This is a genomic window from Streptomyces sp. NPDC005799 (genome assembly GCF_040630525.1).
Classification (GTDB): Bacteria; Actinomycetota; Actinomycetes; order Streptomycetales; family Streptomycetaceae; genus Streptomyces; species Streptomyces griseorubiginosus_B.
Genome location: NZ_JBEXXQ010000042.1, coordinates 55,185 through 77,137, shown reverse-complemented (window position 1 = coordinate 77,137; position 21,953 = coordinate 55,185). Strand labels below are relative to the sequence as shown.

At 70.7% G+C, this 21,953-nt stretch carries 20 protein-coding genes; 18 read left to right on the top strand and 2 right to left on the bottom strand.

The genetic code is table 11. The annotated features are described in order from the left end of the window. The first annotated feature begins 6 nt into the window (after nucleotides 1-6). The 4 genes from ABZ453_RS34485 to ABZ453_RS34470 all read left to right on the top strand — a co-directional run bounded on the left by ABZ453_RS34485 (nucleotide 7) and on the right by ABZ453_RS34470 (nucleotide 2,622). Nucleotides 7-807, top strand: a complete 801-nt coding sequence (locus tag ABZ453_RS34485; RefSeq protein WP_359021242.1) for a hypothetical protein — start codon at nucleotides 7-9, stop codon at nucleotides 805-807. Beyond that, a complete protein-coding gene (locus ABZ453_RS34480; RefSeq protein WP_359021240.1) occupies nucleotides 807-932 on the top strand; it encodes a hypothetical protein in 126 nt (41 codons plus the stop codon). Before ABZ453_RS34485 ends, ABZ453_RS34480 begins: the two co-directional genes overlap by 1 nt. Nucleotides 933-1,013: 81 nt before the next feature. After that, nucleotides 1,014-1,634, top strand: a complete 621-nt coding sequence (locus ABZ453_RS34475) for a hypothetical protein (RefSeq protein WP_359021238.1) — start codon at nucleotides 1,014-1,016, stop codon at nucleotides 1,632-1,634. A 271-nt stretch (nucleotides 1,635-1,905) separates the two neighbouring features. Then, the gene (locus tag ABZ453_RS34470; RefSeq protein ID WP_359021236.1) at nucleotides 1,906-2,622 is read left to right on the top strand and encodes a hypothetical protein; all 717 of its coding nucleotides are present in this window, start codon (nucleotides 1,906-1,908) and stop codon (nucleotides 2,620-2,622) included. Nucleotides 2,623-2,847: 225 nt separating this feature from the next. Here ABZ453_RS34470 and ABZ453_RS34465 read toward each other — a convergent pair whose 3' ends face one another. Next, entirely contained in the window at nucleotides 2,848-4,293 is a 1,446-nt protein-coding gene (locus tag ABZ453_RS34465) for a hypothetical protein (RefSeq protein ID WP_359021234.1), read from the bottom strand. Further along, a complete protein-coding gene (locus ABZ453_RS34460; protein WP_359021232.1) occupies nucleotides 4,290-4,817 on the bottom strand; it encodes a hypothetical protein in 528 nt (175 codons plus the stop codon). Before ABZ453_RS34460 ends, ABZ453_RS34465 begins: the two co-directional genes overlap by 4 nt. A 677-nt stretch (nucleotides 4,818-5,494) precedes the next feature. Between ABZ453_RS34460 and ABZ453_RS34455 the strand changes: the two genes are divergently transcribed. The 14 genes from ABZ453_RS34455 to ABZ453_RS34390 all read left to right on the top strand — a co-directional run bounded on the left by ABZ453_RS34455 (nucleotide 5,495) and on the right by ABZ453_RS34390 (nucleotide 21,825). Next, entirely contained in the window at nucleotides 5,495-6,412 is a 918-nt protein-coding gene (locus tag ABZ453_RS34455) for a conjugal transfer protein (protein WP_359021230.1), read from the top strand. Continuing rightward, on the top strand, nucleotides 6,409-6,750 hold the full coding sequence (locus ABZ453_RS34450) for a hypothetical protein (protein ID WP_359021228.1): 342 nt from the start codon (nucleotides 6,409-6,411) through the stop codon (nucleotides 6,748-6,750). The genes ABZ453_RS34455 and ABZ453_RS34450 overlap by 4 nt, the downstream gene beginning before the upstream one ends. Then, nucleotides 6,747-7,328: a hypothetical protein gene (locus ABZ453_RS34445; protein WP_359021226.1), complete on the top strand. Its 582-nt coding sequence runs from the start codon at nucleotides 6,747-6,749 to the stop codon at nucleotides 7,326-7,328. The genes ABZ453_RS34450 and ABZ453_RS34445 overlap by 4 nt, the downstream gene beginning before the upstream one ends. After that, the gene (locus ABZ453_RS34440) at nucleotides 7,325-10,018 is read left to right on the top strand and encodes an ATP-binding protein (protein WP_359021224.1); all 2,694 of its coding nucleotides are present in this window, start codon (nucleotides 7,325-7,327) and stop codon (nucleotides 10,016-10,018) included. The genes ABZ453_RS34445 and ABZ453_RS34440 overlap by 4 nt, the downstream gene beginning before the upstream one ends. Continuing rightward, the gene (locus tag ABZ453_RS34435) at nucleotides 10,015-10,365 is read left to right on the top strand and encodes a hypothetical protein (protein ID WP_359021222.1); all 351 of its coding nucleotides are present in this window, start codon (nucleotides 10,015-10,017) and stop codon (nucleotides 10,363-10,365) included. The genes ABZ453_RS34440 and ABZ453_RS34435 overlap by 4 nt, the downstream gene beginning before the upstream one ends. A gap of 1 nt (nucleotide 10,366) precedes the next feature. Beyond that, nucleotides 10,367-13,093: a hypothetical protein gene (locus ABZ453_RS34430; protein ID WP_359021220.1), complete on the top strand. Its 2,727-nt coding sequence runs from the start codon at nucleotides 10,367-10,369 to the stop codon at nucleotides 13,091-13,093. Between the two features lie 38 nt (nucleotides 13,094-13,131). After that, a complete protein-coding gene (locus ABZ453_RS34425) occupies nucleotides 13,132-14,241 on the top strand; it encodes an NlpC/P60 family protein (protein ID WP_359021218.1) in 1,110 nt (369 codons plus the stop codon). After that, nucleotides 14,238-14,882 carry a hypothetical protein gene (locus ABZ453_RS34420; protein WP_359021217.1) on the top strand — a complete coding sequence of 215 codons (645 nt, stop codon included), beginning with the start codon at nucleotides 14,238-14,240 and terminating at the stop codon, nucleotides 14,880-14,882. Before ABZ453_RS34425 ends, ABZ453_RS34420 begins: the two co-directional genes overlap by 4 nt. Further along, a complete protein-coding gene (locus ABZ453_RS34415; RefSeq protein WP_359021283.1) occupies nucleotides 14,858-17,506 on the top strand; it encodes an ATP/GTP-binding protein in 2,649 nt (882 codons plus the stop codon). The genes ABZ453_RS34420 and ABZ453_RS34415 overlap by 25 nt, the downstream gene beginning before the upstream one ends. After that, nucleotides 17,506-18,426: a replication-relaxation family protein gene (locus ABZ453_RS34410; protein ID WP_359021215.1), complete on the top strand. Its 921-nt coding sequence runs from the start codon at nucleotides 17,506-17,508 to the stop codon at nucleotides 18,424-18,426. The genes ABZ453_RS34415 and ABZ453_RS34410 overlap by 1 nt, the downstream gene beginning before the upstream one ends. Nucleotides 18,427-18,735: 309 nt before the next feature. Further along, nucleotides 18,736-19,338, top strand: a complete 603-nt coding sequence (locus ABZ453_RS34405; RefSeq protein WP_359021213.1) for a hypothetical protein — start codon at nucleotides 18,736-18,738, stop codon at nucleotides 19,336-19,338. A gap of 125 nt (nucleotides 19,339-19,463) precedes the next feature. Beyond that, a complete protein-coding gene (locus tag ABZ453_RS34400) occupies nucleotides 19,464-20,180 on the top strand; it encodes an ATP/GTP-binding protein (protein ID WP_359021211.1) in 717 nt (238 codons plus the stop codon). 32 nt (nucleotides 20,181-20,212) lie between these two features. Continuing rightward, complete coding sequence (locus ABZ453_RS34395; protein WP_359021210.1) at nucleotides 20,213-20,920, top strand: SAF domain-containing protein; 708 nt, start codon at nucleotides 20,213-20,215, stop codon at nucleotides 20,918-20,920. A 2-nt stretch (nucleotides 20,921-20,922) separates the two neighbouring features. Further along, entirely contained in the window at nucleotides 20,923-21,825 is a 903-nt protein-coding gene (locus ABZ453_RS34390; protein WP_359021209.1) for a hypothetical protein, read from the top strand. The last annotated feature ends 128 nt before the right edge of the window (nucleotides 21,826-21,953 follow it).

Sequence of the window (21,953 nt, the reverse complement as noted above, 5' to 3'; positions counted from 1 at the left end):
CAGCCCATGCAGCCAGCAGACACAGCCCGCCCGCGCCGCCGTCCGGACGGCGGCGCGCACATCACCGCCGAGCGGCACGTCGTGCAGTTCAGCGCCGGGATCGGCTCATTCGCCGCCGCCGTGCGCATCGCCGAGCGGTACGGCACCGACCGCCTCACCCTCCTGATCGCCGACACCGGCATCGAAGACGAGGACCTGTGGCGGTTCGCCAACGACACCAGCCGGCTCCTGGACGTCCCCCTGACCCGGGTCCGCGACGGCCGCACACCCTGGCAGGTCTTCCACGACAAACGGTTCCTCGGCAACGACCGCCTCGCCCCCTGCTCCCTGATCCTCAAGCAGATCCCGTGCCGGGCCTGGATGGCGGAGAACACCGACCCCGCGGACACCCTGGTGTACGTCGGAATCGAGAACACGGCTCGCGACCGCGCCCGGATCCCTGCCATCGCCCGCAACTGGAAGCCCTGGCAGACACGGTTCCCGCTGTGCAGCCGGCGGCAGCCGACTCTCACGAAAGATCAGCTGCTCAGCGAGGCCCGGGCCTTGGGCGTCGAGCCACCGCGGCTGTACGCACTGGGATTCCCCCACAACAACTGTGGAGGCCGGTGTGTACGGGCCGGACAGCGCCAATGGCTGCACCTGCTCAAGGTCATGCCCGATCGCTACGCCGAGGCGGAAGCCGAGGAGGACAAGCTGCGCGCCCAGCTGGGCAACGTCAGCATCCTGCGCGACCGGCGGGGCGGCACGGCCCGGCCGCTGACGCTGCGAGAACTGCGCACGCGAGCACAGAAACGGACGCCAGCGTGATGAACAGCCACGATCAGCGGGGCACCGAACCCGCCAGCAGCAAACCGACCGTCAACGCCGTCGGCGTCAACGCAACGGACCGGCTGGGCGAGCAGCTTCCGTCCGGCCTGACCACGGACGCCTGATCCTCACCGCCACGGTGTCCCCGAGCGGCAACTCCAGGACACCGCCCCGACCCACCGCCCAGCACCAAGGAGTGTTGTCCTATGCAGCTCGACCCGCGCCGCGGCCCCCTCTGCGTGGTCCAGGCGACGATCACCACCCCCTCGGGAGGTGTCGAGTTCGCTTCCCTGTCCATGCCCACCGCCCCGTTCGGCACCCTCGCCTGGCAGCTGCCGAATCTTGTTTCCTACCTGCACGCCAGCTGCGACCGCCGGGAACCACCCACCGCGTCCTCGTTCATCGCCTACATGCGCAGCCGCACCACCCTGCCCTCGCCCACAGTCGACTACCCGTACGCCGCCCTCCACGACGACCGGGTCGCCTGCCTGATGAGCCTGGTGCTGGCTCCCGGGCGGGAGACCGCCTGGCCGCAGGCCTCGCTCGCCCTCGTCCAACAGGAGAGCCGGCCCACGCGCTGCAGCTGGAGCAGCCTCGAGCACGAACGCGGAACGCTCGCCGTGCTGCGCCGCGCCGTGCGGGAAGTGGAGGCCGAGCAACTGCGTCTGGCTGACCTTGTCCGTAAAGGCAGCCACCCGGCCGCGCAGGAACAGCACCGCCTCGCCGAGCGGGTCACCGAGTGGAGCCGCGGCATCTACGCCATGGCCCGAGGCGCCCACACCGCCGCACGCGCCGCCGCTGCCCGCCGGGCACTGCGCAGCACCTGAGCCACAGTCGGCCCCTGCCGGACGAACCGTTCTGCGGGGGCCAGATTGACACCACTCCCCGGAGAGCGCATTATTATCAACGTCGCTTTGGTGCCGGCGCGCAAATGGCCGGCGGGAATCACCTCACGGTGTCGGCCCAGGGCGGCAACCCCGACCGAACGTCCCACCGGCCATCAAGTACTCCAACCCACCAGGAAGGAGTACCCCCAGCATACGGGCAGCCCGCGGAATCTCGCGCCGCTGACTGCCCGCGACGCCCCGGAGGCATCTCATGGCACGTGCTCCCGAACCCAAGACCATCGAGGTCAACGGCCGCACCTACGCCAACCGCGCCTGGATCGCCGCGGAGACCGGCGCAAGCATGCCCACCGTCCGCTCGTGGTACGCCAAGCGCGCAGAACAGCCCGAAGACGTTCAGCCGGCCGAGTCCCGCTTCCCGGAGAAGGGCCCGCGCATCGACCGCGAGGACTACTTCGACCTCGAGCAGGTCCGCGCCTTCCACCACTGGTTGAAGCAGTCCAAGCAGGAGAAGGTGCTGCCCACCGATCCGGCACTGTACGAGGGCGACCCGGACGAGCTGGTCTCCATCAACGATGCCGCCGCCTACTTCCACTTCAAGAGCCCGTCCGCGATCCGCAAGTACCTCAAAGACAATCCCGGCTACTTCGCCCCCGTGGCCGGTCAGGTTGAAGGACCTTCCGGACGGCTCATCCCCGCATTCCGCCGCGTCGACCTCCAGGACTTCGACCGCCGCCGCAACGGAGACAACACCGGCCGCGCCGGCGCCCCCGGCGGCCCCCGCCCCGACCGCGCCACGCGATCCCCCGACGTCCAGCAGCGCATCGACACCGCAGCCGCCTACCTCAGCAAGATCGGCGGCCACCGCCGCGGCGCCGCCGCCGAGCTCGCCAAGATCCACGGCGAACCCACCTGGAAATGGGAACGCGCCGTCAAAGCAGCTCGAGAGGAAGCCGTCGGCGGTGCATAGCTACTTTCTCAACAACTGCGGCGGGACGGCCAGCCGCACTTCATCTGTTGGCACCAGGATGTGCTGCGGCGTGCTCAACCTTGCGCCCGGCGGTCAGTAGGCCGGCCACCAGCGCAGACGGCGGTGGACGAGCCGATGCAGCATGCGCCGCAGTTCTGCCCAGACGGCTCGCGATTCGTATCCGAACATGGCCTGCCCCCGTCGCTGCGGCCGGGCTCCTGGCCCTCAGGAGCGCCGACCCACCAGCGGGGGCAGGAGGTTGTCCCCCGGCCAGAAGGGCTGTTCGGTCACAATGCCGGTGAGGAACATGCCGACTTCGTCCAGGACCGCTGCGCGCTCCGAAGACCCGTAGACAACGAAGTCGTCGGACGTGGCGTCATAGGCGCGGACGTGGCTGTGGGGACTTGTGCAGACGAGGGCGCGCGCGATCTCGGGCAGGCCGAGGCTGAGGGCATCGCAGTCCCCGTCGCGCACCAGCTGCAGCAGGTCGGTGGTGACGCTCTCCCAGTCGCCGATACTCGGCCAGTCAGCGCCGCCGTTCAGTTCGTGGGTGAGGGTGGCCAGCGGGATGATCTCGCCCGGCTGCCTTCCCTGGGTGAGGAGGTCGTGGATGCGGGCGCCGTCGGGCTGGCGCACCTGCGGGTGGAGCAGCGAGTCGGCAACCACCACCGTGGTGTTGATCTCCTGCGTTCCGGGGCCGGGGTAGTACGGCTCGTGCGCGAAGAGGAGATAGACATCCGGGGTGCGGTCGGCCGGGCCGGATTCGGGCTGGGGCATGAGCAGGGTTCCCTTCCGAGGTGATGGGGCGGCCATGGGACGAGGTGACGCCGGCCGCACGCTTGGTGAATGCCGGTCGAGGGGCGCGAGGTCGCGGGTCTGGACGTCGTCGGCGGTGGCGTCCTCGTGGGCGGTCCGCTGGATGATCTGGGCGACCTGGTGGGCGAGTTGCAGCATCAGCCGTTCGCGGGCGACGAGGGCGTCTGAGACCGCGCGTGTGTCCCGGGCCTGGAGCAGTCTGGCGGCGTCCCACAGCAGGTTGTGGCCGATCTCGGCCGAGCGGCGCAGTTCATAGCGGTCACTGCCGGCGGCGGCCTGGACGAGTGAGTTGTGCAGGCTCGCGAGGTGCTGCAGGTAGCGGCAGGCATCGGCGCCTTCGACCGTGTGGACGTGTTCGCGGGCCCGGCTGTCCAGCCGACCGGGCAGGTGTTCGGCGAGCAGCGGGGCGAGGAGCATCGCCGGCAGGGCGACGTCGAGGGGGACTCCGTGGTGGAGGGCGACCAGCCCGGCGATCAGACTGACGAGCACAACGGCCACGGCGCCGAGCCGCAGCGATCCGGGAACGGTGTCCACGGGGATGCGCCGGGCGGGGCGCCTGGCCAGCCACCGCAGCGCAAGGCGCTGCCTACGCGTCGCGCCGGGGACGAGCACCGCGATCCGGTGGGGGATCTCGGGCGGGCTGCCGTCACCGGAGACGGTCCAGGCGAGCCAGCCCCAGGAGGTGCGCTCGTAAACAAGCACCAACTCGCAGGCGGCCGAGCAGGTGTGGCCTGGGACGTTGCCGGTGCGCAGGGCGCGGGAGCGCTCCCTTTCCCACCGGCTCGGATCGCGGGTGAAGGGGCACTCGTGGTGCCCGGCCGCTGCCGGGCGTGGTGTGCGGGGCGTGGCCGTCACGGGCTGAGTCCTTCCAGTTGGGCGGTGAAGGCGGAGGCGCACGTGGTGCAGCGGCCGTCGCCGTCGGGGTTGGCGCGCCAGGGTGTGGGGCCGGGGCAGGTGCGGCACAGTGGCAAGCCGAGGCAGGCCGGGCAGAGGTCCTCGCCGGGGGCGGTTGCGGGCTGGCCGCAGCCGGCGCATTCGGCAAGGGCCCGGCAGGTCAGGGCCTCGCTCACCGTGCGCGCGGCGGCGGGGCCGGTCATCGGCTGCGGCGCCGGGTCGTCCCACACGGGTGCGTCGTGGTGGTTGGCCCCGAGGGTGGGCGGCGAGTAGGCCTGGGCGGCACGCAGGCGGGCCGCGATGATCGCGCCGACCGTGGTCCGCACCGGATACGGCAGGGGCCGGGCAACGAGGTGGGCGAGGGTGACCTGCCAGCCGTCGCGGTGCGTGCTGACGTACCCGAAGATCCCCTTCGCTTTGTAGGACAGCCGCGAGTCGCGGAACAGGCCGTTGGCGATCTGGGTGAACTCATTGGCCGCCATCACGCCCCGGCGGACCCCTGCCCCGAAGCGGCTCACCGCCGTGCCCCCGCAGCGGAGCGCGCGCGGCGGCCAGGGCAGCACACCGGGCCCGCCGCGGTGGGGCGGTCGGCGGGCTCGGATGCGCGGGCGTGCGTGTGATCCATGCAGTCAGCTCACCCGCCGACCCCGACCAGGCTGACGGCCACGAGCCCCGACCATCGGTCACGATCCGGCAACGGCGCCCTCTAGCTGCGTGGTCGGGCTCGTGGTCTGGGCCGACCACGGCGCCTTCCACCCGGGCTCTCGGTGATTGCGCAGCCGACTGCGCAGCCCCGGACGGGCGTTGCGCGATCGGGCTGCGCAACCGGCCCGGGGATTCTGCGCAGTCGAGTTGTGCCAGGGCGCTGCGCAGTCCCCCCGATACTCCTGATCTTCTCTTGCGCAGGTCCGTCTGCGCACTGCGCAGGGACCTGTCGCAGCCCTGCCGGCTTCCGATGGCCTATCGCCGGCTCCCAGCTGACCCGTGGTCGGGGTCATGGTCTGGGCAGACCATGACCCCGACCACGGACTTCGTGTCCCCATCGTGACCGTGGTCGGGGGTTCATGGTCCGTGGTCAGGTCGGGGTCGCCGGGTTTCCTCAAGGTCAGCAACACCAGCAACGCCCGTTCTGACCTGGGAGTTGACCATGTCCCCTGGCACGATGGCCTCAGCCAGCGAGGCCTCTGCTCCGATGGCGGCCGGCGCCCGGCTGGAGGCGATGCGCCGCCGCGTACGCCTCTCACGCGTAGCAGTCTGGACCGTCATCGCGGCCGGCCCCATCGCCCTGGCCGTCGCCATCGCCTCCACCCCGACCACGGTCCAGGCGGCCACCCCGGCCAAGCCCACCGCCGTGCGCACCACGACGGCCGCCACCGACCCGAGCGGCTACGCGCAAGTGTTCGTCAGCGCGTGGCTGCGCAGCGACGCCAACGACGAGACGACTGCGCAGGCGCGCCTTGCGCACTCGATGGCGCCGGACGTCGAACTACCCAGCCCGGCCACCGATGCGCAATCGGCGCCCCCATCGGTGACGGCGGTGCGCAGTGCGCAGCACGCAGGCGGCGCGTGGACGGTGACGGTGGCTGCGCAATACCCAGGCGGACCGGTGCACTACTACGCCGTGCCGGTGGCCTCCGACCGCACGGGCTCCTCGTTCACGGTGACCGGTTCGCCCGGCGTGGTGGCCGGCCCGGCCCGCGCCTCGGTAGCGAAGTCGCCGTACGCCGTGACCGTCCCGGAGGGTGATCTGTCGTCCGCGGTCGGAGAGTTCCTCACCGCCTACCTGACCGGTACCGGCGACGTGAGCCGCTACCTCGCGCCCGGCGTGCACCTCACCGCCGTCTCCCCCGCCCCCTACACCGCGGTCGCCGTCCAGCAGGTGTCCGCCATCGAGGAGGCAGCAGCCGCCGAGAAGGTCCCGGCGGACGGCACGAAAGTGCGGGTCGTCGCCTCGGTGGAGGCCCGAGATGCGACCGGCCGGTGGCCGCTGGCATACGAGCTCACGCTCAAGGCCCGCTCCGGCCGGTGGGAAGTTGCCGCCCTTCAGTCCGGCACGCCCCAGGACGGGGGCGGCCGATGAACACCATGCACCACCTGATGCTCGCCGGGCAGCTGGACGATCTCGGCAACTCCTGGATCAACATGTTCAAACAGTGGGCGACGAAAGGCCTGCAGGCCGGTCTGATCTGCCTCGTCGTCGTCATCATGATCCAGAAGTTCTCACTCAAGGCGGGGATCGGTGCCCTGCTCCTCATGGTGATCGCGCTGGGTCTGTACAACTCGCGCAACGACCTGGCGAACATGTTCACCGACGAGGTGAAGAACCCGTCCAAGGGCGCGCCCGCCGCTCCCGGGATCGTCCGGTCTGAACTCCCGGCCTCGCGCGACCACTCGCCGGGCGGCGGGGGCCGACTGTGAGCGCGACCGCCGCGGCACAGGTGAGCCGCTTCTACACCGCCGCCCGCCGCCACCCCTGGGTGCTGGGCAAGGTCGCCGACTGGAAGATCCCGCTCGGCCCCTACACGCCCGCACAGATCGCCCTCGCCGTCGGCGGCGGCTTCCTCCTGGTCAAGACGATCAGCTGGTGGTCGTGGATGGGGCCGGTCCCCATCGTCGGGTGGGGCCTGGTCATCTGGATGGTGCGCCGTCCCAAGGTCCGGGGCCGTGCCCCGATGCAGACCGCGTTGGGCTGGGTGCTGCTTCTCTGGCAGCCCCGCGGGGGGCGGATCGGCGGACGGGCCGCCCGCGACCGCGCTCCGCACCCGCTGCTCGGCGGCTTCACCATCGAGGCCGCGCCCGCTCCCCATTCCGCTGTGCACGCCGCACCCGCCCGTGCGGTTCAACGGCGTTCATCCCGGGCGCCGCACCCGAGCCCGGCCGCAGGCCGCTCGTCCGCACCCCGCCGCACACAGCCAGCTGCTCCCGCGATGACCGCAGGGCCGGTGTCGGGCGTGCAGCAGCTGCTCGCGCTCGCCCAGCAGGGGGGTGCACAGTGAGGGTTCCGATCCGTCACATCGCCGGGCATCTGGTGTGGTCGACGCAGGGCAGCGTGTGGGCCGTCTACCGCCTGCACCCGGGCCCGGACGATCAGGGTCGCGGTGAGGAGACCGTCCAGGGCACCTACGTGCCCGCAGCGGTCCGCGACGAACAGCTCGCCAAAATCACACACTTGGTGCGCTCCCTGTCTGGGGCGCCGCGGTTGTTCGGCCTTTGCGCGCAGGTCGACCCCGGTGAGATCGCCCTGCGCATGATCGAGGGCATCGAGCCGGCCGAGCAGGCACCCGGTGCGGGCCGGCACCCGTGGGTGGAGAACGTCGAGGCCGCCCTCGGGCTGCTGGACGACCAGGAGATGCACCGCCGCACCCTGTGGCTGGCCGTGCCCCTACACACCCCGGCCGGCGGCCTGCAGGTCTCCGCGCAACTCGGCGCGGCCTGGGCCGAACTCGCGCCGATGCTGGGCATGCGGCCGGCGCCGGTGGCCCGGCGCGAGGTGAATGCGTATCGCGAGCAGGCCTCGCGGGTTCAGGCTGCGCTCACCGGCGGCATCGCCTTCCGGCCGGCCCGCCCGGCGGAGATCGTGTGGATGATCCAGCACGCCCTGCACCGTGGCCTTGCCGAGCCGCTGCTGGCGGAGGCCGAGACCAGCCAGCTGTACGGCGGGCAGCTCCGGGACGGTGTGCTGCGCTCCCCCAGCTACGCCGACCTCGGCCAAGTGCGCCTGCAGGAAGGTGGCATCGACCCGGAGCTCGACGACGTCGACGAGCTCAAGAGCGCAGGCCGGATCACCCGGTCGGGCCGCACAGCCTGGTGGCGGGTGAACACCGGCTCGCCGCTGGGACGGCGCTGGCTGCAGGTCGAGTCCGACCACGGGGTGGGCTACCAGGCGCAGTTGGCGCTGGCCGAGTGCCCGCCCGCCGTCAGCCAGGATGCCGCTGATCTGTTCGCCCAGCTGGAAATGCTCGAATTTCCCGTCGACTACACCGTCGACCTAACGCTGGTGCCGGCGGAGAAGGCCCGCGACCAGGTGCGGCGCAAGAAGAACGAACTCATCGACCAGGCCGACCAGTACGACGCCCGCCCCACCGGCATGCCCGCCTCCCTGACCGAGGCCGCCCGCGACCTGGGCGAACTCGATGCCCGTCTCTCCCGCACCAGCGTGGAGGTCGAGGTGCAGTCGGTGACCGTGCTGACGGTGTGGGGGCCGACCGCCGCCGTCTGCGACGCCCGGGCCCGCGCCCTGGCCGCCCTGCTCGCCGGCGCCGACTACCGGGCCGTCCGGCCGGCCGGCCTCCAGGAGGCCCTGTTCACCCTGGGCCTGCCCGGCACCGTACGGCCGGGCATCGTGCGGGAGTTCACCCAGCACCAGGTCTCCGAAGACTGGGCGCTGGGTGGGGCCTTCACCGCTGCGGAGGTCGGCGACCCCAATGGGATGTTCCTGGGCATCGACCTGAACTGCGGCACCACCCGCCCCGTCATGATCAACGTGGCGGACGCGCCTAAGGTCGACGCCTCCGCGTCGATGGGCATCGTCGGGGACCTCGGCGCGGGCAAGAGCGTGCTGCAGAAGCTGATCGCGGAGGCGGTGTGGGCGCGCGGCGGCTGCGTGATCTGCATCGACCGCACCCCGGTCCGCGAGTGGGCGACCTTCGCGCGCACCGCCGCCAGGGGGCGTGTCCAGATCATCGACGCCGCGCAGGCCGAGGTGTCCATCGACCCCTTGAGGATGTTCGACGGGCCGGAGGGGCGGCACTATGCGCTGTCCTACCTGACCCTGCAGCTCGGTATCGGCCCGATGAGCACCAGCGGCGAGGTCCTCCACCATGCCGTCGAGCAGGCCGCCCTCAGCGACGCCCCGTCCATGCACCGTGTCCTTGCCGTCCTCGAGGAGATGGCCACGCGCGAGGCGGGCAAGCGGCAGGACGCGGCCGCCACCCTCGCCGGCCTCATCCGGGTCGTCGCCACCAACTCCCTGGCCCGGATGGTCTTCGATCCGACGCTGCCGCCGGTCAGGTTGGACGCCTCCAGCACCTCCGACATGATCGTGATCACCACCACGGGTCTGAAGCTGCCCCCGAAGGCCGCGTTTGCCAACCCGGAGGTCCTGCATCAGCAGCCGTTGGAGGCGCTGATCGGCCGGGCGGTGCTCTACCTGATTGCTGCGATTGCCCGGCAGACGGCGTTCGAGGACCCCGCACGGTTCACCGCCGTGGTGCTGGACGAGTTGTACTGGCTGACCTCGTCCGCCGAGGGCACGGCCCTGGTCCACGAGATCCTCCACGACGGCCGCAAGCACGGCGCCGGCCTGATCGCCGGCTCGCACGACGCTGAGGAACTCGGCCCCGACCGCGGCCTGATGGCCTACCGGGCACTCGCCCGCACCGCCGACCGTGAACGCGCCCGCCGGGGCCTGGAGTTCGTCGGCCTCGATCCGGATGACGGTGAGCTGCTCCGGCTGGTGACCACGGGCCTTTCCCCCGTCGGCCAGCGCGGCCGGGAGGGCGAGTTCCTGATCACCTGCCCGCGGCAGAACACCGGCCGCGTCAAGGTCTCCATCCCCCGCATCGAGCGCATCACCACGTCCATCACCACCACGCCGGGACGCCGCACGAGCACGGTCTCCCCCTCTATGCCGGAGCCGCTCGCAGGAGAGGCCGTACAGAACCGTCCGAAGGAAGCCTTCATATGACAACTTCGTCGTGGGACCGCTCGCGGCGCGTCGCCGCCGCCGTGAGTGTCCTCACCGTGATCTCCGTCGTCGTCGCCGCGGTCGTGCTCGCCCTCGGGGTGGGCGTGCCGCAGGCGTGGTGGCCGCACACCGGACAGGCCTTCGCCGCCGACGCCCCACACCAGGATCCCTGTGCCCTGATCGTGGGCCCGGCCAAGGCCTACTGCGAGCGCGGCGCCGCGGCCAAGCCCTCAACCAGCCGGCACGACGTGGCCGGCGGGGTGTGGAGACTGGGGACCGCCGGTGCGGGCGTGGGGGCTCTCGTGGTGTGGCGGCTGCGCGGCAGCACTGGGCAAAGGCGGCGTTGACGTGCTGCGTCCAGACCGCGCGATGCTGCGTTCGGCCGGCTTCGTCGTGCTGCTCACCGGAGTGTTCCTCCTGGTCAACACCCAGGTCGTGTACGCGGCCGGCAGCAACAGCGAGACGTCAGACCTGCTCGCCCCGCTGAACATCTACTCGTCGGAGGGTGTACCGATCGACGGGTACGACCTGAACGCCTCCGGCGGCTCCATCGTCGATTTCAAGGGCCAGGCTCTCGCTTTCGCCCTGTCGGGCCTGTTCACCCTGATCCGGCTGCTGGTCGGGCTGGCCGGTTGGGCGATCGAGGTGGCACTCCGGTTCCCGCTGCTGAAGATCCTCACCCAGCCCGCGCAGAACACCGCCGACGTCTACGGCCACATCATCGTCGACACCCTCGGGATCAAAGGACTGCTGCTGGCCTGGGCGTTCGTCTTCGCCGGTTTCATGATCGTGCGCGGGCGGGTGGGCCGTGGTCTGGGTGAAATCTTCCTCACCCTGCTCATCGGGGCGATCGCCGCCTCCGCCCTCATCCGCCCCGACACCCTGCTCGGCCCTAACGGGCCGCTGGGACAGTCCCAGCAAATCGCCGCCGAGGTCGCCCAGCAGAGCGTCGACTCCTACGACTGGGGCGGGAAGATCGCCAGCAAGAGCCCCTGCGACGGCATGGCCGGCAACGCCGAGATCAAGTGCGAGGAGCTTGAGGCGCAAAAGCCGGTGTCCGCCGCGGATGTCGCACGCCCCCTGCAGGATTCGATCACCAACGCACTGATCGTCAAGCCGTACATGCTCCTGGAGTACGGGCGCATCCTCGACCCCGCCAAGGCCTCCGACCGCAAGGCCTACGCCGTGCACCTGAAATGGATCTCCGGCGGCTACCACGCCTCCAGCGGCGGCAGCGGCAGCGGGGACGCCGACTGCGATGCCCTCGCCAAACCGGCTCAGCGGTACTGCGAAGAGCAGAGTACGCAAAAGGACCCCTGCCGCCTTGTCAAAGGCCCGGCGAAGCAGTGGTGCGAGGGCGATCACAGAGCCCGGGAGACCGGCAGTGCCCTGCCTGATCTGACCTCCGGCAGTTCCCTGCTGGACACCGCAAATCCGGTCCTCAGCCAAGACGACCAGGAGTTCGCTGCGTTCCTGGCCGACATGAAGAACGCCGGCGACGTCGGCAAGGCGTGTGCTGCCTACGCCGAGAAGCCCAGCTGGTGGCGAGTCGGCGGCGCGTTCCTGCTGCTGATCGCCGCCCTGTTCATCTGCGGCATGCTCCTGTCGTCCGCGATCGTGCTGCTGGGCACCCAGGGTGTGTGCGCCGCCGCAGCCGCGGCGGGGAGTGTGACCTTCGTTGCGGGCATGCTGCCCGGCCCGGCCCGCCAGAGCGTGTGGAAGTGGCTGTCGCTGTGGGGGATCGCGGTCCTGGCGGTAGTCGGGATCTGCGCGTTCATCCCGTTCTTCGGAATCGCCGTCGACGCCACCATCACCAACGGCCCGGACCTGATGGTCGAGCGGATCCTCCTCATCGACGTCCTGGCCATCGCCGGTGCGGCCGGGCACCGCAGACTGCTGACCGGGATCGCTTCCTTCGGCCGGCGCATGGCGCTGCGGATGCGCTACGCCAAGGTCGGCGGCACCCACCTGCCCGGCGACACCTCCGAGCTCGGCGCCGCCCTCGCCCTGAACTCCCCCGCCGCGTTGGGCGGATACGGCACTGGTCTGCGCGCCTTCACGGGCACGGGAGGCAGCAGGTTCGGGCTGCTCGGAACCCGGCAGCGACTGATGAGCGCGCTTTCCTCCCTCGCCGACGGCGCAGGCCTGCCCGTCGACACCGGCCGAGTCCTCGCCGATGCCACCGCCGAGGCCGGCCGCGGGCTCGCACCGCTCACCGCCGCGGCAGCCGTAGGCGGCCTGGGCGCACGGCTGGGCGCCCAGGGTGCCTACAGCCTGCTGGTCGGACGTCGTCCAGACCAACAGCAGCTGGCGAAGTGGCAAAAGCCCACCGCCGACGGCGACCCGGGTGGGGATATGCCTCTGGAGGGCGGGGACGGTGGTCCTGGTGGCGCAGGGCCGCGCTGGCCGTCGGGCCCACCGGACCGGTACCGCAACGCGGAGGGCCAGGTCGTCGACCGCGACACCGGCCAGGTGCTGCACGACCAGAACGCCGACCGCACCCTGCTGTCGACCCGGGCCCACAACCGGCTGGTCCGCTTCCGCGGCTACCGCATCCTCAACCGGAGCGGGCGGGCCGCGTACGGGGCCACCGTCGGCCTGTCGGCGAACGTCCGCCGGGCGCGGTCGGGGGGCTCGCACTACTCCCAGGACGCCCGCCAGCAAGTGCGGGTCTGGGGCAACACCGTCCGCGAGGACGGCCGGGCCTGGGCAGACACCGGCCAGCATGTGGCCCGCGTCCTGCGCCAGCACACCGACGACCGAGGTGGCGCTTTCTCCTTCGCCGGCCGCCGCCTGCCCATCACTGCGTCCCCCGCCCCACGGCCGGCGTCTGTCGCGCGTCCTGCCCCCACGCGGCCCACCAATTCTGATGGCGGCCCTGGCGCAACCGCGCCGAAGGCACCACTTTCCCGTCGCGAAGGGCCTGATCCGCTGCCTCGGACGTCTGGCCCCAGTCACGGGGACGGCTCCCCACGTGCTGGCAACCAGGCCCGGATACAGGAGGCGATGCGGAAAGCCGAAGCGCTGCGGGAGATGCGCGAGCGGTGGCGGCGCGAGGACGGAGCAGACGAGTGAGGCCGCCGGGACATCGCATCCAGCAGTGGGGATGCATCGTGGCGCTGCTGATGTTCGCCGCCGTGTGCTGTGCCGCACCGGTCGGCAACGCGATCAGCGCGTACGTCGCACTCGAGGCGGGGGCCCAGGACGACGGGGGGATCGCCGCAGGGGGCAGCGCCGCAGACATCCCGCCACGGATGCTGACCGCCTACAAGAAGGCAGTCCAACAGGTCGGCACGCACGTGCCGAAGTGCCAGGGCATGCGCTGGCCGATCCTCGCCGGGATCGCCAAGGTTGAGTCCGACCACGCCATCGGCCGGGACATCTCCGCAGGCGGCGACATCCGCCCGAAGATCTACGGGGTACTCCTCAATGGCTCGGGTGCGGGTGGCAACACCACCGCCCTGCCCGACACCGACAACGGCAGGTGGGACGGCACCGCCACTGGTGAGCGGGCCGTCGGGCCCTTCCAGTTCCTGCCCTCCACGTGGGAGTCGATCGGCGAGGACGGCAACGGGGACAAGGTTGCCGACCCGCACAACGCCGACGACGCCGCGCTCGGGGCTGCGGTCTATCTGTGCGGCAGCGGACGTGATCTGACCCGGCAGTCGCAGTTGAGGCAAGCGATCTGGCAGTACAACCGCTCCAGCGCGTACGTGGCCGACGTATTGGGGTGGATCGACCAGTACACGCAGGCCGCCAAGGATCCCAACCTCAAGAACCTTTCGGGCAGGGTCCGCACCGTCATCGAGGCGGCGCTCTCCCAGCGCGGCGTGCCCTACTCGTGGGGCGGCGGCACGGCGAACGGCCCCTCCTACGGGATCTGCTGCTCGCCCGGCGGCAGGAGCGGCACGACCGTCAAGGGATTCGACTGCTCCGGACTGACCGTGTACGCGTACGCGCGGGCCGGAATCAGCCTGCCGCGCACTGCGGCCGCGCAGGCCGGCGCCGGCCGGCGCATCCCCGCCCGGCTCGGCGCCGGCGCCCTCGAGCCGGGCGACCTCGTCTTCTACGCCTACGCCCCCGGACGCAATTCCACCATCTACCACGTCGGCATCTACACCGGCGGTGGCCAGATGATCAACGCGGCCCGTCCGGGCACGGTTGTCCGCCTGGACGCGGTCACCGCGATGTCGGGTTATGCGGGGGGAGCGAGGCTGCTGTGACGGCCGTCCCGCGCTCACCGCGTCTGCTGGTGCTGAGCACCGCCCTGTTCGCCGTCTCCGGGTTCGCTCTGCTGGGCATGCCGTCCGGTCATCAACCCTCGGATCGTGTGCCGCCGCGGATCGTGCAGGCGGCCACCAACCGGTCATCCGCGCCGCCCTCGCCTGCACGCGAGCCGGCCGTGGCTCCGGCTGCACCCACGACCGTTGCGGCGGGAACACCGCCGGTCCTTACGTCCCATCTGCCGCCGCACGGCGAGGGTGTGGCCGGTGACCGGTCCATCCAGCGCTCCCTGGAAGGGGCCTGGCCCGCCGACCTTCCCGCCGCCGAGGAGCGGGAGTTGCTCACCGCCGGCCGTGCGTTGCTGCGCGCGGATGCCACCGGCATCGGCGGCACGAAGTGGCCCACGGTCTTTCCCGATGGAGGCCAGGCGGTTGCGCCGGCGTTCGCCACCGCCCGCTTCCGCATCCAGGCCGCGATCGCCCGCCGCGAAGGGAGCCCGGACAGGGCGGTGGCCCATCTGGTGTGGGCGGGCCTGGACCGCGGCGGCACCTTCACCGACGGCCGCATTACCGATTTTCACTTCACCCGGACAACGTCAACGAAGGGAACCGTGACGTGGACTCCGCAGTCCCCTACCTGATGGCCTGGGGTGATGGCAGGGCCGCTGGTCAGGTCCTGGGCGTGGTCACTGGACTCGCTGATGCCGTCGACTGGCTCTACGACCGCTGGTACCTGCTCGCCCTGGCCATCGCCGTGTGCTGGGGCGCTGGTGAGCAGGTGGTACGCCGCCTCGCGGCCAAGGCTTCCGCCGAGCGTATGGCCCTTGAGCTCGTGCCCGGCCGGCACTTCGACCCGAGCCTGGAGGAGATCTTCCGCCGCGGCGTCCAGCTCGCCCGTGCTTCCACGGCCATGCCCTGGTGGGCGCCGCGCCGGGCAAAGACCGTGCAGATCCGGCTGCGCGCGGACGGCAGCACACCGCTGCGCTACCGCATCGAGGGCCCGGCCGGTGCCCAACGGCTGCTGTCCATCACCCCCTTCGGGTCGGACGTTGCCGTCAGCCCGGCCCGGCCGATCGTCGACAAGCCCCGCGAGCATACGGTGCGAGCCGAGTTCATCCTGCGGGGCAAGATCGTCGCGCCGCTGCGTGAGGTTCCGCTCGAACCCGACCCGTTGCAGCCCCTCGTAGACGCCGTCTCCGACCTGCGCGCCGAACTCGGTGACCTCGCCGAAATCCGCCTCGACATTCAGCGGGCCCCCAAGTGGGCGCTACGGGCACGACGTCTGCAGTTGATGAGCGCCGCGCGCCGCGCCGAGCGGCGCGAGGCCCAGCGCTCGGCCCGATGGCTGCGCCAGGACGCCAGCGGAGTTGAGGACTCACTGACCTGGCAGCTGCAGCAGCTGGTCGGTTCGCGGTCCGGCGGGGTCGGCTCCGGACGGCGGCTGGTCATGCCGCCTGTCCCCCGCCGGGTCGACCCGGCCGAGGCCCTGGGCAAGCTCGCCGACGGCGATCACCTCGTGCGGGTGCAGCTGCTGGTGATGTGTGCCTCCAACATCGAGGGGCGCGCACAGGCCAGGCTCGCTCAGCTTCAGGCTGCATTCGATGTCTTCGGCGGCCGAGCGCGGTGGGCCATGCGTGGCTGGCGGCTCGGGCCCTGGCGTATCGGCGCCGATCACTGGCCTACCCGCGGCGTCTTCGAGCGCCGCTGGCTGCTGGGGCACTGCCAGCCCCCCAGGGCCAACTGGGTGCGGCTGGAGGAGCTCGTTGGCTTGCTCAAACCGCCCACCGTGCACTGCCGGGTGCCGCTGCTGGCCGGTGACCTGCCGACCTTCGAATTCGGCGACCCGGATCTGCTGCTGCAAGGCATCTACCGCACGCCCGACGGGCGGAGCCGTCTGGTGGCGACGCACGCCGCCGAGACCCTGTTCGAGGTCGGCGTGGGCAAGGCGGGTGGCGGGAAGACCGAACGCGCTCTGGCGCAGGCGATCGGCTGGGCGCATGCCGGCGGGGGGCTGATGTTCCTCGATCCGCACGGTGACTCCTGGCCCCGCGCTGTGCCCTTCCTCGCTCATGACCATCTCATGGAGCGCATCGCGCTGGTCGACCTCAACGCCCACGGGCCCACCGCCCGGCTCAGCTCGTGGAATCCGATCGGCATGCATCAAGGGCAAGTGGCGCATGAGGTTGTGGAATCCACGGCGGATGCCTGCGCAGCTGCTCTCGGCTGGGACGATGCCACTGCCCCGCGGGCGCTCGCCATCCTCACCGCAGCCCTGACGGTCCTGGTCGCCGTCAATGAGGCTGCCTGCCGCGCGGGACGGCCCAAGGACCAGGCCACGATCTTCCAAGTGCGGGCAATGCTGACCGACGACTCCTTCCGCAACGCGGCGCTCGCGGCGATGGACAACAGGCTGGACGAGGAGACGCGCTCTTGGTGGGACACCACGTTTCCTGCGCTGCCCGCGGACGCCTACGGCGTCGTTCTCAACCCGATCGCACGGCTGGCCGCCAATCCAGTCACCCGCGCCTTCCTGGGCCAGCCGGATGGTGTCTACAACATCCGTACCGCCATGGACGAACGCATGATCGTGTGGGTGTGCCCAGGCGGCAACGGACCCACCGACCGGCTGCTGACCGCTCTGCTCGCCCGGGACCTGCTTAGGGCCGTGCGCTCCCGTCGGGACACCGCACATGACAGACGAGTGCCGTTTCGCGCGTACTTCGACGAACTGATCACGCTGACCGGTGCCGCCCCGGAAACGATCGCGTCGATGTTCGAGGACTTCCGCAAGTACAAGTGCCAGGTCCACGGCATGACCCAGTTGCTCTCCCGTCTTCCCGGACCCGTACGCCAGTCCCTGCTGCAAAACGCCTCAACGCTGGCATCCACGGCAGGATCCCGATCGGCGATCGCACCCATCACCGCTGAGTGGGGAGACACCCCTGGCCCCGATGTCGTCGCCACCCTCAAGCGTTTCGATCACTACGTGTCCCTGACCGTTGACGGCCACCGGATCGGACCCGCTCAGATCACCGGCCCCCACCTTGACGACGTCTTCGCCGGCATAGCCCGCCCCCACCAGGCTGCGTCCCTCGAGCGCACCGCTCGCGCAACAGCCCAGACGGCGCCGCTGAGGCAGCTCACTGCCCAGGCCACCGCCCAACACAGCCGAGTGGAAGCCTTCCTCACCGAACTCGCCCCCGCCAAAGCGAATTCCGACGTCAAACCGCCGGTGTCCTTGCAGAAGAAGAAGGAGTACTCCTGATGTCCGCGAAGACGCTTCAACCCACATCCTCCGGGCTGGCTCCGAGTCCGTCAGAGCCGCTGCACCACCAGATACTGGCGGCTCTCGCGCAGCACCGCATCGCCACCACCAGCCAACTCCTGCTGCTCCTGCGGCCGCAGGCGACCCGCTTCGTACTCTCCAGCCCCCTGAAAATGCTGCGTTCGCGTGGTCTGGCCGACTACGTCGTGCTGCCCCAGTCCAACCGCACCCGAGCCTGGTTCCTCACCCCCGAGGGGGCCCGCCTCACCCGGGACTGGCCCGCTCTGCGCGGCAGGCCGCCCTACCCCATCACGTCAGCCACCGCCGCCTCCTTGCGCACCCCGCACACCCTGACGGTGCTGCGCACCCACCTGGCCTTCGCCGCCGATGCCCGCCGCCGCAACGACGAGCACGGCCCGTGGGACTGGACGCCGGAGGTCTCCCACGCCATCGGCGACGGCGAGCGCGTGATCGCCGACGCGGTCCTGCACTACACCGCCCTCGAAGGCACCGAACGGCGCAAGCTGCGGGCGTTCATCGAAGTCGATCGCGCCACCATGAGCAGCGAACGCCTCGCCGTGAAGCTGATCGATTACGCGCGCCTTTGGTCCTATCAGCCGCAGCTCATCGGCCGACGGCGGCCTCGCCCGAATGCAGTGGTCTCCGGCCCGACCTGGTTGCGCTGGTACCCGGTCTACCCGCGCATCCTGTTCGTCCTGACCGCGGCTTCCCGGCCGGCTCTCAACGGCCGGACCAGCGACCTGAAGGCCATGGTCGCCCAGCACCCCCTCGTGGCCGCCATGGCCCGGCAGGTACCACTTGGCGCCGCAATCCTGGAGGACCTCGAAGAGGAGGGTCCTGCCGGGCGCGTGTGGTCGCCGCTGGTCGGTGGCGAGCCTCGTCCGTGGATGGACCTGTGACGCATCAACCTCACCCAAGTCCCTTTGAAGAGTTGCTCTCTATGAAAACCGGACGCTTACCCCTATTGGGTTGCCGAACAAAGCAAACGCAAGGGACCGCATGCGGACGGACAGTTCCGGGAGTGACCGGATACGTCCCAGGTTGTAGGGGCGAACTGAAATATCTCAGTGGGAAGTTGACCGGCATATGCATAACCTCCGATCAGGCAAACGGATTACCCGCAACTGGACCAGACCGCAGTTCTGGGTCGTCACATCGCGGACGCCGAGGGCAGCAGTCGACCGCACCGCGTCGTACGGGGAGACCACGTGACACGAGCACTACGCCGCCCGGCGGCACTCACCGCTGTCCGCATCCCGAAGCGCTTAACCACCGCAGTGCTCCTCGCCGGAAGCCTGGTGGCGCTGACCGGTTGCAGCGACAACGGCCCGGAGGCGTCGCCCTCCAGGCCCGGTACGAGTCCCAGCGCGAGCGCGTCCGCTTCCCCCCGTTCCACGGTCGATCCGGAGCAGGCCGCTGTCCTCGCCGCCTACACCCAGTCCTGGCAGGCCCAGACCGAGGCCTACGCCAAGGCGTCCTCCGCAGGCACTGGCTTGCGGAAGACCACCACGTTGCAGGCCCTGGGCCTGGTCGAGCAGGACCTGGAAACCATGCGCAAGGCCGGGCAGGTCACGACCGGGAAACCGGTAATCCATCCCAGTGCGCCCAAGGTGACCGGCGGCGACATCCCCAAGGCCACACTCACGGATTGTGTCGACACCTCGCACTGGACCCTGATCGACAAGGCCACGAAGAAGAAGGTTCCGCTGCCGTCAACGCGGCTCATCAGATACGTCAGCACCGCACAGCTGCAGAAGTGGGGGACGAAGTGGATGGTCACCGAATTGACCGCGCAAAAGCAGACCTGCTGATACGACGCCCGGCCCTCCTGGGTGCCGCTCTCGTCCTGGCCGCCGCGGGCACCGCCCAGGCCGGCGATGGTCCGGGGGTGGGTGCGGGCACGTGCCGGGTCGTCAGGTTCTGTGTCGATGTCCATGTGCCCGGCGCTGCCGGCGGGACAAAGCAGCAGGCCGGCACGCAGGGCGGCGGCGCCAGCAAGCTGAAGTGCAAGTACACCAAGATCGACCCGAAGCCCCCGGCCAGTGCGAAGGAGATCTGGAAGGGCGCCGACCCGAAGAAGAACGACCTGTACTTCTACTCCTGTTCTGACGGAGGCCTGAACAATCCCGAAGGATTCGTCGCCGTCGCCACCGGTCGGCAGCCCCAGCAGCAGGTGAATCCGCAGGAGCTGGCGCAGCGGGCCGTCGACTCCATGGCGCTGCTGGGCCCCCGCATCGACATCAACCCCAAGCCCGGCGGCCGGGGCCTGGTGGGCATGCCGGTGTGGATGGCCGTGGACCCGTCGCAGACGACATGGGGTCCGAATACCGCGACCGCGACGGCCGGCGGGGTCACGGTGACCGCGACGGCGAAGGTGGCGAAGGTCGTGTGGTCGATGGGAGACGGGTCCTCGGTGACCTGCACGACGCCCGGCACGGTCTACCGGACGTTGTTCGGGCTGAAGAGGTCACCGGACTGCGGCTACGTCTACACCCAGCCGTCCAGCGACATAGCAGGCGGCACGTACAAGGTCACTGCGACCTCGACCTGGGTCATCAACTGGAACGGCGGCGGGATCAACGGCCAGCTGACCGAGGTCCGCAACTCCTCCGTGAACGTGGCCATCGTCGAGTCCCAGGCCGTCAACTCCTAAACGTCGCACGAGATCGAAGGGCCTTCAGGCCGATGGACAGCACACAGACCTCCTTTGCACCGCGCACCGACGCCCCGCGGCAGCCCGACCTGCCCGTCAGCACCGGCACAAAGAAACGATCCGGCCGCACGTGGTCAGTGCCCGTCCTGCTGGCGCTGGTCACGCTGATCGGCGCGCTGGGCGGCGCGGTCGTCGTGGCGAGGGCCGGGGACCGGACCGACGTTCTCGCCGTCGCGCGGAATGTCCCGGTCGGCCAGCAGGTCACGGAACAGGACGTGAAGGTTGTGTCGTTCGCCGACGATCCGGGCCTGTCCCCCATCCCCGCCGCCGACCGCGCCTCGATCGTGGGCCAGCGCGCGGCCGTCGACCTTCACCCCGGCGACCTGCTCACCCGCTCGCAGCTGAGCGCGCGCGGCGGACTGGGAGACACCGAGCAGGTGGTCGGGGTCGAACTGAAGCGGGGCTACGTGCCGCGCGACGAGCTGCGGCCGGGCGACAAGGTGGCCGCCGTCGTCCTTCCCGCCCAGGGAACGGACACGGTTTCCGCGGTCTCCGGGGCCGCGGGCAGCAAAAGTCCTGCCACGATCGACGCGACGGTGGAGTCGGTCGGCACCCCGGACTCCACTGGCGCGCTGGTTGTGAACCTGGTGGTGGCGCCCGCGGACGGTCCCCTGCTGGCGACTAAGGCCGCGGCCAAGCAGATCGCGCTTGTGCGGCAGCCCCGCCAGAGCGGGAGCTGACGGTGGCTCTGATCGCTTTGGTGTCCGCGAAGTCGGACGGCGTGACCACTTCGGCGGCAGCTCTGGCCCTGGCGAGTCGCAGGCCGGTGCTGCTGGCCGAACTCGACATGGCCGGCGGGACGTTGCGCCACGGCCTGTTGCGCGATGTTCCGCGCGGGGAACAGCGCGAACGCCTGGACGGGACTATCGGGCTGCACCGGCTGCCGCAGGCAGACTGGGAACGCGCCAGCGCCGAGCAGGATTTCACGCCGCAGGTCGCCCAGCATCTGTGGCCGTTGGACGACAGCGACTACCGGGTGGCGCTGCCCGGGCTGATCGATCCGAGGCAGGCCGCTTCCCTGACGTCGACCTGGCCGACGCTGCTGAACGTGCTGCAGCTGACGGACCAGCAACTGCGCTGGGACGTCCTGGTCGATGGCGGGCGGATGGTCCTTGAGGGCGGCCGCCTGCACCCGGTGCTCTCGCCCGCGCCCGTACTGCGTGAGGCCGACCTGGTGCTGCTGGTGGTTCGCATGACCGAGGAATCCCAGGCGCTCGCCTACCCGATGGTGCGCGCGCTCCAGGACGATCTCGCCACCCACGGGTCCGGCGCCCGGGCCCTGGGCCTGCTCGTCCTCGGTGACGGCTACCGGCCCGCCGACGTCGCCCGGGGCCTGGAGGCGCCGGTGCTGGCAGCCCTTCCGTGGGACGAGTCCGCGGCCGCCTATCTGCGTACCGGTGGACGGATGCCGCGCGGGGTGACGCGCTCGCGGCTGATGCGGGCCGCGCGCGACACCATGGCGCCGCTGCGGGAACACGCCGACCGGCGGCGCCTGCACCTCCAGATGCGGCAGGTACGGGCGGCCACTCCGGCGGTGGAGCGGATCGTCCAGCAGCTCGCCCAGCGGGGGGTGCGGCATGGCTGACTGGCGCACCCCGAACGGCACCAACGGACAGAACGTGGCCACCCGGCTGGGGGGTCTGCTGTCCGAGCACGCCGCGACCCGCCCGTCCGCACCCCCCGCACCGCCTGCCACCGCACCGGGACCTGTCC

Excerpts from the sequence above, each read along its gene's own strand:
- ABZ453_RS34410 (WP_359021215.1), top strand. The coding sequence starts at position 17,506 with ATGTCCGCGAAGACGCTTCAACCCACATCCTCCGGGCTGGCTCCGAGT.
- ABZ453_RS34455 (WP_359021230.1), top strand. The coding sequence starts at position 5,495 with ATGGCCTCAGCCAGCGAGGCCTCTGCTCCGATGGCGGCCGGCGCCCGG.
- ABZ453_RS34480 (WP_359021240.1), top strand. The coding sequence starts at position 807 with ATGAACAGCCACGATCAGCGGGGCACCGAACCCGCCAGCAGCAAACCG.
- ABZ453_RS34470 (WP_359021236.1), top strand. The coding sequence starts at position 1,906 with ATGGCACGTGCTCCCGAACCCAAGACCATCGAGGTCAACGGCCGCACC.
- ABZ453_RS34475 (WP_359021238.1), top strand. The coding sequence starts at position 1,014 with ATGCAGCTCGACCCGCGCCGCGGCCCCCTCTGCGTGGTCCAGGCGACG.
- ABZ453_RS34450 (WP_359021228.1), top strand. The coding sequence starts at position 6,409 with ATGAACACCATGCACCACCTGATGCTCGCCGGGCAGCTGGACGATCTC.
- ABZ453_RS34395 (WP_359021210.1), top strand. The coding sequence starts at position 20,213 with ATGGACAGCACACAGACCTCCTTTGCACCGCGCACCGACGCCCCGCGG.
- ABZ453_RS34485 (WP_359021242.1), top strand. The coding sequence starts at position 7 with ATGCAGCCAGCAGACACAGCCCGCCCGCGCCGCCGTCCGGACGGCGGC.
- ABZ453_RS34435 (WP_359021222.1), top strand. The coding sequence starts at position 10,015 with ATGACAACTTCGTCGTGGGACCGCTCGCGGCGCGTCGCCGCCGCCGTG.